A 12,937-nucleotide genomic window follows, 5' to 3' on the forward strand; every position below is an offset into this window, starting at 1 on the left:
ACCATTATCAGAACAATAATAAGGCTGCACTTTTTCTCTAATAAACGAAAAATCTATGTACTTATCTATCTTTCGTAGTAAATGGTTTTGAGGAACTAATTCTTCAATACAAACAAATTCAAAACTGCTTTGAGTCTTGTCATTTGAGGTTAGTATTTTTACCACCTACAATCTTGCATTTTCTTCCATTATATCATAAAAAAAGCCCTAAACCTTTGATTTTCATGGTTTAGGACTACTTATCTTTAAATATCTACTATCATTGGCTTTCTCAACAGCCTGAGGTAAGCACGGGAAACCCGTGCTTACCTTTTTATATGGTAACTGCTGTACCGCTGGCACTTACCATTAACATACCTTCACGAATGACTTCATAGTCCAGGTCCACTCCTACAATGGCATTGGCACCCATCCGGCGGGCTTGTTCTATCATTTCTTCCACCGCTATCTCCCTGGCATGGGCCAGTTTACTCTCATAAGCCCCGCTCCTGCCCCCCACTACATCAGTAATGCTGGCAAAAAGATCCCTCACAATGTTAGCCCCCATAATAGCCTCACCGGTAACTAAACCGTAATAATTTCTAACAGGTTTTCCTTCAATAACAGATGTCGTTGTAATAATCATACCCCTGTCCTCCTTCGGTATTTTCCTAGATAGAAAATAGTAATTTTACTGGCACCTAAAAGTTGGCCCAGTACGGCACTGCCAATGGTAAAGGGGATGATAGACAGTGCTAAATGAAAGTGATGTCGCAGCCCAATGATGAGCGGTATTGATAAGTGCACGGCCATAAACCAAGCGGGTGAAAACTTGCGAGTTTTTTCCCGCCATCTCCCCAACGGTAGGTTAACCAAAAAAGCAGTGGTCAATGTAACAGCTTCTCCCAGCACCATATCTCCCCCCTGGTATTAGGCAAGCTATTCTCCTTATTTCTATTATTTTCCTGCTGCCTCACAAAAAAAGGACAGGCATACTAAACCTGTCCTTTAGCTATTCTCTTAGCTTTGGGCAACTGCTTTAAAAGCGTTAAAAGCGGCTTCTACAGTACGTTCAATATCATTTTCGGTATGAGCGGTGGAAACAAAGGCCGCCTCAAACTGAGCCGGAGCCAGGTAAATACCCTGATCCAGCATACTTCTAAAGAATACTGCATAACGCTTGGTATCTGAAGTGGAAGCACTGGCAAAGTCGTTCACTTGATGTTTAGTAAAGAAGCAACACTGTAGGGATTGTACTCGATTAAAGAATACTTCCACGCCGGCCGCTTTAGCTGCCTGACTCATACCCTGGGCCAGCAAGGCAGATTTACGGTCTAATTCCTGGTAGACACCGGGCTGTTGTAACTGTTCCAGGGTAGCAATACCCGCGGTCATGGCCAAGGGGTTGCCGGAAAGGGTTCCAGCCTGATACACAGGGCCTGCCGGAGAAACCATTTGCATAATTTCTTTTCTTCCACCATAGGCTCCAACGGGCAGTCCGCCGCCGATGATTTTACCCAGGCAGGTTAAATCCGGCATAATATTATAGTAGGATTGCGCCCCACCATAGCTTAAGCGAAAGCCGGTAATCACCTCATCAAAAATTAACAAAGCACCGTACTGATTACAAAGGTTACGAATCCCCTGCAGAAATCCCTCTGCCGGAGGAACCACACCCATATTGCCGGCCATGGGTTCCACAATCACTGCAGCAACTTCAGAACCCACTTCAGTAAAGATTTTTTCCAGTAGTTCCAGGTCATTGTATCTGCCATTAATGGTACTGCTAGCAATATTTTCCGGTACACCGGGACTGGTAGGTACACCATGGGTTAAGGCACCGGAACCAGTCTTAATGAGCAGAGAATCATGATGTCCATGGTAATTACCTTCAAATTTTATAATTTTACTACGGTTAGTATAGGCTCTGGCCAAACGCAGGGCACTCATCGTGGCCTCGGTGCCGGAATTAACCATCCGGACCATTTCTACCGAGGGCAGTGCCTCTACCACCATTTGGGCCAGGATTAGTTCCAGATCAGTTGGTGCACCATAGGTGGTGCCCCTTTCCAGACAACGCTGAATAGCGTGAATAACTGCCGGGTGGCGGTGACCAAGAATAAGAGGCCCCCAAGAGCAAACATAATCAATATATTCATTACCATCCACATCCCACAACCGTGCACCATTGGCTTTGGCCACAAAGGGAGGGGTAAGACCTACTGATTGAAAGGCTCGCACCGGGCTGTTAACACCCCCGGGAATAAGCATCTGAGCTTGTTCAAACATTTCTTTGGATTTCTGATAATTGGGAGCCATAGGAAACCTCCTAATCCATGAAATACTTCATACTACTTTTCTTTAATTCTGCTACACTGTAAAGGATACGATAACTATTTATGCCTGCTATTTGAGCCAGTCTTTCGGCAATCCGCTGGCACTCTTCACGACTGTGCCCATGCACCATGGTGTAAAAGTTATAGGGCCACTGGGGAAGCGACACCCGTTGGTAGCAATGGGTAATTTCCGGTAAGTGGAAGAACTGCTCACCCACTACATCAATTTTATCCTCGGGAATCTGCCAGACAATCATGGCATTGGCCGTATAGCCAACCCGCCGGTGCCGCAGCGCAGCCCCAATACGCCGCATAATACCCGCCTGCTGAATGGCGTGAACTCTGGTGATAAACTCTTCTTCCGTGATCTTTAAACGACGGGCCAATGCCTCAAAGGGTCTGCTGACCAGAGGCAAACCCGACTGCAATTCCATGACGATCTGTTTATCCAGTTCGCTTAATTTCATATTCTCCCTCACCAAACATTTAATCTTCCGATTCTTTATGATCTTCTCTGACCTTAAAATTGACCAGCACCTTAAAGTGCTTTTGGGAAGGAAGATTAATAATGTCCTCAATCCCTGTCTTATCTTTAATTTCAGTTAAAATTTGCTGTACTTTATCCGGAGACTGGGCTAGAATGGTAAACCACATATTGTATTCGTCTTCCCGCAAATAATTATGGGTAATGCCAATATAATCATTGATTACCGTAGCCACTTCATCAATCCGGTCTGGCGGTACCTTGATGGCGCAAAGGGTTCCCTTATAACCCAATTTGCGAGAGTCAAATACACCGCCTAAACGACGGATAATATCCTGTTGCATAAGTCTTGCCAAGCGATCGAGTACCTCTTGTTCGGTAATCCCCAGGTTTTCTGCTAAAACTTTATAAGGCTCTGGACAAAGGGGCACTTCGGCTTGGATTAAGTTTAGCAAACGCCTATCGATTTGATCCATCTAATACCCCTTTCGTCCATGGTAAAGGCACCAGGGTTCCTCCGCCATATAATCCCCGTGATAATAATGCGCTCTGGCGCGACAGCCACCACAGATTTTTTTAAAGCCGCAGGTACCACAGCCCCCTTTATAATCCAGGGTACGTAGCTCCTGAAGAACCGGGTTGTTCTGCCAGATGTCCACAAAGGAAGTTTCCTTAACATTACCCAGAGGCACATTCATGTAAGCACAGGGTTGAACATCTCCCTTAGGGCTAATGATACAGTAGGCAGTCCCAGCTAAGCAGCCCCGCTGAAAGCGAGTATCCACTCCCATTTGCTTGGCAATCCGCATAAACTGCGGTGCACAGGTGGGCTTTAGTTCAATGTCAACCTGCTTTTGTTTTTCCATAATCCTGCGGAGCAGACTTTCATACTGTTCAGCTCGTAGCGATTCCTGCTCAATATTCACCGCCCGTCCCGTAGGCACTAGAAAGAACACATGATGAGCCATGGCCCCCTCTCGGATCGCCAGGTCTGTTAGTTCTTCCACCTCATCGTAGTTCCAATCCATAACGGTAGTGTGGATTTGAAAGGGTAACCCGGCCTGCCGACAGTTGCGCATGCCATCAATGGCTGCCTGCCAGCAATTCTCCTGAGCCCTAAATTTGTTATGCTTTTCCGGGTCCACACTATCCAGACTGATACCGATAGCCATAACGCCCGCTTCCTTTAGTTTGCGTGCCACTTCCGGCGTAATGAGCGTACCATTACTACCAAAGACCGGCCGCAATCCCCGGGATTTGGCATGGGCCACCAGTTCATAGATGTCCGGGCGCATAAGCGGCTCGCCACCGCTGAAGATCATAATTTTAAAACCAGCCTGAGCAATTTCATCGATTAGTTTCTTACCTTGTTCCGTGGTTAATTCATCTTCTGCCTGAATACCAGAGTCCCGGTAACAGTGGGCACAATATAAATTACAGGCATTAGTGGTATTCCAGGAAATAATCATCGTTTAAACCTCCCTCAACCAGCGAGCCACCTCCAGGGCATGATAGGTAATAATAATATCTGCACCGGCTCTTTTAAAACCAGTTAGGGTCTCCAAAACCAAGCTTCTCTCGTCAATCCATCCTTGCTTGGCTGCAGCCTTTACCAAGGAGTACTCGCCACTGACATTATAGGCAGCCACCGGATAACCAAATTCTTCTTTAATCCGGCGAATAATATCCAGATAAGCCAAAGCTGGCTTTACCATCACAATATCTGCACCTTCTTTGATGTCCTGTGCAGTCTCCCGTATGGCTTCATCTCCATTGGCGTAGTCCATTTGATAGGTTTTACGATCACCAAATTGAGGAGTAGAACCTGCCGCCTCCCGGAAGGGACCGTAATAAGAAGATGAATACTTGGCTGAATAGGCCATAATAGGCACATCGGTAAAACCTTCTGCGTCTAACCGTGCCCGAATGGCAGCCACTCGGCCATCCATCATATCCGAAGGGGCTACCATATCTGCCCCTGCCCGGGCATGGGAGAGAGCTGTTTCTGCCAGGAGTTCCAAGGTAGCGTCATTGTCCACTGTATGATTATTAATTAGGCCACAATGTCCATGGCTAGTATACTCACACAGGCAAACATCAGTAATAACCAGGAGTTCGGGAAACTCTTTCTTAATAGCGCGTACCGCCTGCTGCACAATGCCCTCCGGGTGATAAGCTCCGGTTCCTACCTCGTCCTTTTCCTCGGGCACACCAAAAACAATAATGCCAGGTATACCTAGTTCTTCTACTGTTTTTATTTCTTCAAGCAACAAATCAATAGATACATTATAAACACCCGGCATGCTGCTTACTTCCCGGCGCACACCTTGCCCAAAGGTGGCAAACACAGGGTAAATCAGATCATCCACCGACAGGTGGTTTTCTCTTACCAACCGCCGGACACGTTCGTTAAGTCTCAGTCTTCGGTGGCGGATGTTAGGGAATGTTGGCAAGTTGAACACCTCCAGGAATTGCCTTTAGCCTTTGGCCATTAGCCGTTGGCTTTAGTTTCTTGATGCTCAGATTTTCTATATACGATATATATATTAATTCTATAGGAATTAGAAATTTGTATCCAATCTCATTGATTTTCTAATCAAGCCAAAGGCTGATGGCAAAATGCTACCGAATTCCAATCTCCTCATCGGTCAAATAACAGGCCGGATCTTCCGCCCAGAAATCTCCATGAACGGCTTCTGCCCTGGCACGGAAATTACCGTTGCACAGACCCAGCCATTGGCATTTAGCACAGCGTCCCTTCAGCAAAGGCTTGCGGTCTTTCAGACCCGCCAAAATAGGATGACTTAAGTCTGTCCAGATGTCACCAAATTTGCGTTCCCGTACATTGCCAAACCGGTGGTTACGGGTAAATTGATCAGCATGTACATTCCCTTCCCAATCCACCTCGCCGATGGCGATACCGGTACGGTTACCCCCATTACGGGCTAGTAATTCTAACACCTGGCGGGCTCGCTCGGGATCTTCTTTTAACAGTTTTAAATAAATATAAATGGCATCCGCATGGTTATCTACCGTTAAAATTTCTTTATCAATACCCCGACGTTGGAAATCCATGGTGCGTTCCATGATCAAGTCTAGAACCGCCCGGCTTTCTTCCGGGGAAATATCTTCCTTAATCATCTCGCTACCTCGTCCGGAATACACCAAATGGTAAAAGCACACCCGGGGAATATTCTCTTTTTCAATTAAATCAAAGATTTCGTTCAGTTCTTTATAATTATGACGGTTAATGGTAAAACGCAAACCCACCCGTTGATCTACCGCCAGACAGTTGCGAATACCGGCCAAAGCTGCTTCAAAGGAACCTTGTTTGCCACGGAAACGGTCATTTACCTCACCGATACCGTCCAAGCTGATTCCCACATAGCCAACGCCAATATTTTTTAGTCGCTGTGCCACCTCGGGAGTAATAAGAGTGCCATTGGTAGAAATGGTGGTGCGAATACCCTTTTGTTTGGTATACTCCGCCAGTTCAAAGAAGTCCGGTCTGACCAGTGGTTCCCCACCGGAAAACAGTAAAACCGGTACATTAAATTCCGCTAGGTCATCGATAAAGCGTTTAGCTTCCTCTGTACTAAGCTCTTTATACTTTTTGCTATCAGACTCCGAATAACAGTGACGACACTTCAGATTACAGGTGCGAGTAGAATTCCATACCACTACTGGTCCATGACCAGCCACCGCCCCATGAACCTGCCCCTGGGTACCGTGGGCATAGCGGAGGGAGTCACCATAATTTTGGGTACCGCAAAGCAATTTACTAACACCGATCATAAAAGCTCCCTCTTTTCTATTAGAAAAACTTGGCTTGTTTATGCCCTTTAGGGTACGCCATGTCTCTAGACGCAGGCGAAAGCCTTAGTTTTTCTTATACTTTTTTCAATAGAATTTTTATACTTTCTAAAGTGTAAATTTTAATCCGGTCGGGAAAGCTAACATTTCCCGACCGGGGCTTTGCTAGCATGTCGGAAAGTATAAACTTTCCGACATGCATAAGGGCAAACTAGGCTTCTGCCGACATCTAAAGACTTGGCACAAGCCAAGTTTTTCTACCTACACTTCTCTACCGAAGTGATCCATAATAGCTTGAACTAAGCCATCAATTGTATATTCTTTAGCTTCTATATCAACCCGTAACCCCAGTTCTCTAGCTGTAGTAGAGGTAATGGGACCGATACTGGCTACCGAAGTCTTAGCCAAAAGCTCAGGAGCGGTGCCCTCTCCTACTAGTTTAACAAAATTTCGAACAGTGGAAGAACTGGTAAATGTAACCACATTAATGGTTCCATCGGCTAGGGCTTCTCGAATAGCGGTAGCATCACCATCACCAAGAACCGTGTGATAGGCTACCACATCCTGCACAATGGCACCCATTTCTTCAAGGGCCTGGGGCAACATTTTGCGAGCAATGTCTGCCCGGGGCAATAATACCCGATCACCGGGTAATACTTTCCCTTTTAATCCCTCGACAATTTCTTCCGCTCTGTATTCCCCAGGAACATAATCTACCAATAGACCCCTTTGCTCTAGTTCTTCTCTGGTACGGGGACCAATAGCACACAGCCGAACATCGCTGAGATCCCGAATATCCTTTCGATTCTTACGCATACGGTCAAAGAACATTTTCACCCCATTGACACTGGTAAATATCAACCAGCGGTAGGAGCGTACATCGTTAATGGCACTATCCAGTGCTGTGAAATCCTCTGGGGGAACAATTGAAATGGTGGGGAATTCCCACGGCTCACCACCCAAGGCTTCAATGGCGGAAGAGAGAACACTGGCTTGCTCTCTGGAGCGGGTTACGATGATGCGTTTACCAAAAAGTGGCCTGTTCTCAAACCAGGCTAGTTTATCTCGTAAGTTGACAACCTCTCCTACCACAATGACAGCCGGATTCTTAAAACCAGCTGCGGTGGCCTTTTGACAAATATCGTCCAAAGTTCCGGTGAGGGTCCGCTGTTCCGGTCTGGTGCCCCAACGAATTAAGGCCACTGGTGTTTGCGGTGAACGACCGTATTCGATAAGTCTGGCGCAAATACCAGGTAGATTCCCCATACCCATAAGAAATAGTAGTGTCCCTGCCCCGGTGGCGATTTTATCCCAGGCAATGCTGGAATCATCCTTGGTAGGATCTTCATTGCCGGTAACAATGGCAAAGGTTGAGGTATAGCCCCGATGGGTAACCGGAATCCCAGCATAGGCTGGAACTGAAATAGCTGAGGTAATTCCCGGTACAACCTCAAAGGGAAGACCGTTTTCTACTAATAGTTCGGCTTCTTCTCCACCACGTCCAAAAACAAAGGGGTCCCCCCCTTTTAACCGGGTCACGACCTTGCCTTCCTTAGCCTTATCCACCAGCAGTTGATTGATTTCATCCTGCACCATGGCATGACGATCCGGGGATTTGCCCACATAGATTAATTCTGCTTCTGGCCGGGCATGAGCCAGAAGTCTTGGACTGGCCAAGCGATCGTAAACCACAACATCTGCCTGACGAATGCACTGTAATCCTTTTACCGTAATTAACCCCGGATCTCCCGGGCCTGCTCCAACTAAATAAACAATACCCTTTGCCATCATCATCATTCCCCTGACCTTACTTGTTCCAATATTCTTTTACCGCCTAAGGCGAGTAACTTTTCGGCTACATCAATGCCTAACTCTTTAGCTTGCTCTACAGGTGCCTCTCCCTGTGCCCGAAGCACTTGACTACCATCCAGATTGGCAACGATAGCTGTTAGAGATAGCTTTTTATTTACTACTTCTCCAAAGGCCCCGATGGGAACTTGACACCCACCTTCTAAATGCCGCAGCAGGGCTCTTTCTGCATCGGTAGCAGCCCTTGTCTCGGTATGCTCAATTCCCTGTAAAAGTGTCCTCACCTCTTCATCCTCGGCTCGGCACTCCACCGCAATGGCTCCTTGGCCAACAGCGGGTAAACAAACGTTAAAGGGAATAATCTCTGCGATCATATCTTCCCAACCCATACGCATAACTCCAGCAGCAGCTAGAATGATCGCGTCTAGCTGTTCGGACGCAAGCTTTTTCAAGCGTGTATTTAAATTGCCCCGTAAGGATTGCAGTTGAAAATCCGGGCGATAATGCAGCAGTTGGGCACAGCGACGTAGTGAAGAGGTGCCGATTCTGGCTCCTTGAGGAAGTTGATCCAGCTTCCGTCCATCTTTAGAAATAAGAGCATCACCAGGATTATCCCTTTTGCAAACAGCGCCTATGGTTAAACCCTCTGGCAAAGCGGTAGGCATATCCTTTAAACTATGTACAGCAAAATCAATTTCCCTTTGCTGCATAGCGAATTCCAGTTCCTTGGTAAACAAACCCTTATCCCCGATTTTAGCTAGGGCCACATCCAACATTTTGTCACCCTTGGTCTTCATGGTAACAAGTTCGAAGGTAAGTTCCGGGTGTTGTTTCTGTAATTGTTCCATTACCCAACGGGTCTGCCAGAGCGCCAGAGCACTATCCCTGCTTCCAACAATAATGTTGCGTCTCATGGTACCTCCCTATAATTCGTTGTTTGCTCCCAACTGACATGGCCTCCAGAGCAGGAAGCAACTTTTTTTCTTTGTTCCGGGGCTAATCCTTTATCCTTACAGTGTTGTCCTTTAACTTCTAGATTAAATATATTCTGGGTAATCTCTGTATATAAATGACCTTCCGGTGAAAGAGCATATTGTTTTAAATTGATAACCGGATTATGCAGCAATTGATTGACAATGGAGCTTGCTAAAGAACTAATAATTTTTCTTTCTCGTTCATTTAAATCGCCTAAACGATTAAAGGCCCGGTGCAATTCCCGCTGCTTAATCTCTTCACCCAGCTTTTTTAAGGCAGTGATGGTAGGAACCACAAATCTGGTAGAGAGCCAACACATAAATTCATTTAATTCCTCTTCAATGATCCCTTCTGCCTCCACCGCGGCCCTGCGCCGTTCCTCCAAGTTAGCGTCCACCACATTTTGTAAATGGTCCACATCAAACAGATTAACTCCGGGTATTTTACGCACCAGTGGGTCAATATCCCGCGGCACAGCAATATCGATCATCATGATAGGCTTGCCAGCCCGTTGCAACATAACGCTCTCTATTTCCTCTGGCTTAATTACATAGTGTCGCGCGGCAGTACTGGAAATAACAATATCGGCCTGGTTCATGTATTGAAATAGACTGTCAAACTTGACCGCTTTGCCTGCAAACTTTTCCGCTAGTTGCACAGCCCTATCATAGGAACGATTGGACACGATAACACTGGAAACACCATTGGCTACCAGATTTACTGCCGTAAGTTCACTCATTTCCCCAGCTCCAACTACCAAAACCGAACGACCATCCAGTGAACCTAAACTTTGCTTCGCTAATTCTACCGCAGCATAGGGAATGGAGACCGGATTTTGGTCGATACCCGTTTCTGTCCTGACTCTTTTGCCTGTTGTGATAGCCTGTTGGAACAATGTGTTCAGTACTACGTTGGTAGACTTTGCTTCCAGGGCCATCTCATAAGCTTTTTTGACTTGCCCCAATATTTGTGTTTCACCCAAGATCATGGAATCCAGACCGGATACCACTCGAAATAGGTGGCGGATCGCATCATAAAGGGTGTGACAAAAAGTGTAGTTTTTTATCTCGGAAATATCCAGTCCAGATTTCTCGGATAAAAAAGACCACACCGAACTCATACCCATATCTAATTCCATTGGTGCTACATAGATCTCTGTTCTGTTACAGGTAGAAACAATGGTACAACCATCAATGCCAGGGTATGCCAGAAGTTTGTTCAGCCATTCACTGGTTCCCCATTCCGGAAATGCTAACTTTTCCCGCACTTCCAGTGGCGCCGTGCGGTGGTTAACGCCAATTACCGCGATAAGCATTTATCAATGCGCTCCTTTACCTGACCATGCTTATTTTCCCTTAAAAGCTCTAGGATATCCGACTCAATCAGTTTCTTAAAAATTTCTTGTCTCTCTTCTATCTCTTCAACTTCATACAATATCCGTTGGCGAAGATCTGCTAGAATTTCCAGGAACTCGCCATATTCAGGCCCAAACTGCTCTGCCAACTGTCGCCTAATTTTAGCCGCTAGCATAGGGCTAGCTCCTTTTGTAGAAACGGCTATGGACAACCTGCCTCGTCTAACGACCGAGGGAACCGTAAAGTTACAATTCTCTGGGTCATCCACCACATTGATTGGTAAATTTTTCATTTGGCAATCTTTGACTATTCTTTGGTTAACCTTGGGTTGATTGGTGGCGGCAAAAACCAAAAACGCATCATCCAAATCATTGGGTTGGTATTCCCTTTGGCGGAGTTCCAGTTTTTCTTGGCAGTTCCATTGCCCGATAAGAGGTGTCACCGCAGGGCTCACCACCCGTACCACAGCGCCACATTCCAACAATGAACCTATTTTTCTTTCAGCCACTCTGCCGCCACCAACAACTAAGCAAAGTTTATGATCTAATTTAAAGTAAACAGGATATAGATAACTCATGCTATCGAACCTCTAAAACCTTCTAATCCCAATAAAATCTGCAATTTGATAAAATGTCTCCTTCACTGGCTTATCCGGTAACTGAGTCAAATTATTTTTTGCCTTTTCTAAATACTTAAGCGAAGCATTAAAGGCAAACTCAACGCCCCCGGCTTCTTTAATCAATTCAATGGCTTCATGGATCTGCTCATCAGTTTTATGAGGAATCTCCACCAACTGACGCAGCCGCTCCCGCCGGGTGCTTTTCTCCAGTGCATAAATAACCGGCATGGTCATGATACCCTGCCGCAAATCTCCACCGATAGGCTTCCCAAGTAGTCTTTGGTCGGCAACTATATCTAAAATGTCGTCTGTGATCTGAAAGGCCATCCCTAATTGATGTCCGTACCTTCTTAGCGCTTTGTACTCCTTTTCTCTCGCCCCCGCTGCCACTGCCCCCAGTTGACAACTGGCCGCAATGAGCAGAGCGGTTTTACGTTCAATACGGTAAAAATAATCCCGCCAACTTTGATATGAGCTATAGGAGGTGGATATTTGGTGAATCTCTCCTTCGCACATCTTTACACTGGTTTCTGCCAATACCTTAGCAATAATCGGATTTTCATACTGGGATATCAGTACCAGAGATTTAGCAAAAAGGTAGTCCCCTGTATGCATGGAAATCTTGTTACCCCAGTTCGCTTTTACCGTAGGAGTACCTCTTCTGATCATGGAATCATCTACCACATCATCATGAACCAGTGAAGCCATATGAATTAGTTCTAAAGCCACCGCTAAGGGTAAAATCTTCTCCAGGCAATCATTGTAAAAACGACTAGCCAAAAGTGCAAAAGCCGGACGCAATCGCTTTCCTCCGGCATTCAACAGGTGCATGGACGTTTGGGTTAACAATGGATCTCTGGATTGAACTATGGTTCTAATATGTTGTTCAGCCAATTCAAGATCGGCTCTTACCTCACTAAAAAAATCCAGCATCTTGTGATCTGTCACCTACTTGCGATATGTATCTTATACCACCATAACTGGTATTTATTCGCCGAGAGTTAAATAATTCCTGCCTTAGGAGACAAAACATGACTTATCTTGCGCAGAATCGACTATACTTCATATTTTACCATCTTTACCAATATCTTATCCAAGCAGGAAAAAGATGTACTATGTCAAATTAGTAATAAGCAGCGAGTTTAATTGGGGAGAGGTGTATTTATGAGAAGATTTATTCCAAGAAAGGACCTCATTGACTCACTAGGTGAAGATACTATGAGGCTTTTTATTACTAAGTTCCTAGATAAAGTTGATGAATGCCAAACCCATCCTTATTATAAACCAAATTTAGAGAAGCTTGGCCATGAAATGCTTAGAACAGCCTTTGAATTTGGGCTAGTTAATTTAAACCAAGGCTGTCCCGGGTGTAGCGGTGGCAGTTGTCATTCCCCCGCGGAAGATACTACACAAAGAAAAACAGATAAAACTTCCGGCAGCGGAAAGGTGCTCCCATTTAAGAGACTGAACTAATCCGTCAGAATTTTCGTTATTTGTCAAAATTAGTAGAAATTATTACTTTATGTTATAGTAATCAGGTTGCCTATGAACAAATGTCATGTTATAA

The 12,937-nt window shown here is 45.5% G+C and carries 15 protein-coding genes; 1 reads left to right on the top strand and 14 read right to left on the bottom strand.

The window, feature by feature from the left end; all coding sequences use genetic code 11:
* The 14 genes from BUA78_RS19845 to BUA78_RS03505 form a co-directional block, all read right to left on the bottom strand.
* Window positions 1–156: transposase (locus BUA78_RS19845; RefSeq protein ID WP_476580462.1), on the bottom strand; the 156-nt coding region annotated here is incomplete at its 3' end.
* Window positions 157–313: 157 nt separating this feature from the next.
* Window positions 314–625: a YbjQ family protein gene (locus BUA78_RS03445; protein WP_072911015.1), complete on the bottom strand. Its 312-nt coding sequence runs from the start codon at window positions 623–625 to the stop codon at window positions 314–316.
* A complete protein-coding gene (locus BUA78_RS03450; RefSeq protein ID WP_072911016.1) occupies window positions 622–894 on the bottom strand; it encodes a hypothetical protein in 273 nt (90 codons plus the stop codon). Before BUA78_RS03450 ends, BUA78_RS03445 begins: the two co-directional genes overlap by 4 nt.
* 105 nt (window positions 895–999) lie before the next feature.
* Entirely contained in the window at window positions 1,000–2,298 is a 1,299-nt protein-coding gene (gene hemL, locus BUA78_RS03455; protein WP_072911018.1) for a glutamate-1-semialdehyde 2,1-aminomutase, read from the bottom strand.
* Window positions 2,299–2,308: 10 nt separating this feature from the next.
* Window positions 2,309–2,782 (bottom strand): siroheme decarboxylase subunit beta, encoded by a 474-nt coding sequence (gene ahbB, locus BUA78_RS03460; protein ID WP_072911019.1) that lies wholly within the window; start codon window positions 2,780–2,782, stop codon window positions 2,309–2,311.
* Window positions 2,783–2,801: 19 nt separating this feature from the next.
* Window positions 2,802–3,275, bottom strand: a complete 474-nt coding sequence (gene ahbA, locus BUA78_RS03465) for a siroheme decarboxylase subunit alpha (protein ID WP_072911021.1) — start codon at window positions 3,273–3,275, stop codon at window positions 2,802–2,804.
* The gene (gene nirJ2, locus BUA78_RS03470) at window positions 3,276–4,268 is read right to left on the bottom strand and encodes a putative heme d1 biosynthesis radical SAM protein NirJ2 (RefSeq protein WP_072911022.1); all 993 of its coding nucleotides are present in this window, start codon (window positions 4,266–4,268) and stop codon (window positions 3,276–3,278) included.
* A gap of 3 nt (window positions 4,269–4,271) precedes the next feature.
* Window positions 4,272–5,252 carry a porphobilinogen synthase gene (hemB, locus tag BUA78_RS03475; RefSeq protein ID WP_072911024.1) on the bottom strand — a complete coding sequence of 327 codons (981 nt, stop codon included), beginning with the start codon at window positions 5,250–5,252 and terminating at the stop codon, window positions 4,272–4,274.
* Window positions 5,253–5,421: 169 nt separating this feature from the next.
* Window positions 5,422–6,594, bottom strand: coding sequence for a putative heme d1 biosynthesis radical SAM protein NirJ1 (nirJ1, locus tag BUA78_RS03480; RefSeq protein ID WP_072911025.1), 1,173 nt, complete (start codon window positions 6,592–6,594; stop codon window positions 5,422–5,424).
* Between the two features lie 279 nt (window positions 6,595–6,873).
* A complete protein-coding gene (gene cobA, locus BUA78_RS03485) occupies window positions 6,874–8,400 on the bottom strand; it encodes a uroporphyrinogen-III C-methyltransferase (RefSeq protein WP_072911265.1) in 1,527 nt (508 codons plus the stop codon).
* A gap of 5 nt (window positions 8,401–8,405) precedes the next feature.
* Entirely contained in the window at window positions 8,406–9,335 is a 930-nt protein-coding gene (hemC, locus tag BUA78_RS03490; RefSeq protein ID WP_072911027.1) for a hydroxymethylbilane synthase, read from the bottom strand.
* Window positions 9,332–10,711 (bottom strand): glutamyl-tRNA reductase, encoded by a 1,380-nt coding sequence (hemA, locus tag BUA78_RS03495; RefSeq protein ID WP_072911029.1) that lies wholly within the window; start codon window positions 10,709–10,711, stop codon window positions 9,332–9,334. The genes hemC and hemA overlap by 4 nt, the downstream gene beginning before the upstream one ends.
* Window positions 10,696–11,328, bottom strand: coding sequence for a precorrin-2 dehydrogenase/sirohydrochlorin ferrochelatase family protein (locus tag BUA78_RS03500; RefSeq protein WP_072911030.1), 633 nt, complete (start codon window positions 11,326–11,328; stop codon window positions 10,696–10,698). Before BUA78_RS03500 ends, hemA begins: the two co-directional genes overlap by 16 nt.
* 12 nt (window positions 11,329–11,340) lie before the next feature.
* Complete coding sequence (locus tag BUA78_RS03505) at window positions 11,341–12,303, bottom strand: polyprenyl synthetase family protein (protein WP_072911031.1); 963 nt, start codon at window positions 12,301–12,303, stop codon at window positions 11,341–11,343.
* A 231-nt stretch (window positions 12,304–12,534) separates the two neighbouring features.
* Here BUA78_RS03505 and BUA78_RS03510 point away from each other — a divergent pair, with 231 nt between their 5' ends.
* Window positions 12,535–12,843: a hypothetical protein gene (locus BUA78_RS03510; RefSeq protein WP_072911032.1), complete on the top strand. Its 309-nt coding sequence runs from the start codon at window positions 12,535–12,537 to the stop codon at window positions 12,841–12,843.
* Window positions 12,844–12,937: the final 94 nt, after the last annotated feature.

This window comes from Desulforamulus aeronauticus DSM 10349, assembly GCF_900142375.1.
Taxonomy (GTDB): domain Bacteria; phylum Bacillota; class Desulfotomaculia; order Desulfotomaculales; family Desulfotomaculaceae; genus Desulfotomaculum; species Desulfotomaculum aeronauticum.

Coding starts and splice junctions, on each gene's coding strand:
- BUA78_RS03445 (WP_072911015.1), bottom strand. CDS start 625: ATGATTATTACAACGACATCTGTTATTGAAGGAAAACCTGTTAGAAAT.
- BUA78_RS03450 (WP_072911016.1), bottom strand. CDS start 894: ATGGTGCTGGGAGAAGCTGTTACATTGACCACTGCTTTTTTGGTTAAC.
- hemL (WP_072911018.1), bottom strand. CDS start 2,298: ATGGCTCCCAATTATCAGAAATCCAAAGAAATGTTTGAACAAGCTCAG.
- ahbB (WP_072911019.1), bottom strand. CDS start 2,782: ATGAAATTAAGCGAACTGGATAAACAGATCGTCATGGAATTGCAGTCG.
- ahbA (WP_072911021.1), bottom strand. CDS start 3,275: ATGGATCAAATCGATAGGCGTTTGCTAAACTTAATCCAAGCCGAAGTG.
- nirJ2 (WP_072911022.1), bottom strand. CDS start 4,268: ATGATTATTTCCTGGAATACCACTAATGCCTGTAATTTATATTGTGCC.
- nirJ1 (WP_072911025.1), bottom strand. CDS start 6,594: ATGATCGGTGTTAGTAAATTGCTTTGCGGTACCCAAAATTATGGTGAC.
- cobA (WP_072911265.1), bottom strand. CDS start 8,400: ATGGCAAAGGGTATTGTTTATTTAGTTGGAGCAGGCCCGGGAGATCCG.
- hemC (WP_072911027.1), bottom strand. CDS start 9,335: ATGAGACGCAACATTATTGTTGGAAGCAGGGATAGTGCTCTGGCGCTC.
- hemA (WP_072911029.1), bottom strand. CDS start 10,711: ATGCTTATCGCGGTAATTGGCGTTAACCACCGCACGGCGCCACTGGAA.
- BUA78_RS03500 (WP_072911030.1), bottom strand. CDS start 11,328: ATGAGTTATCTATATCCTGTTTACTTTAAATTAGATCATAAACTTTGC.
- BUA78_RS03505 (WP_072911031.1), bottom strand. CDS start 12,303: ATGCTGGATTTTTTTAGTGAGGTAAGAGCCGATCTTGAATTGGCTGAA.
- BUA78_RS03510 (WP_072911032.1), top strand. CDS start 12,535: ATGAGAAGATTTATTCCAAGAAAGGACCTCATTGACTCACTAGGTGAA.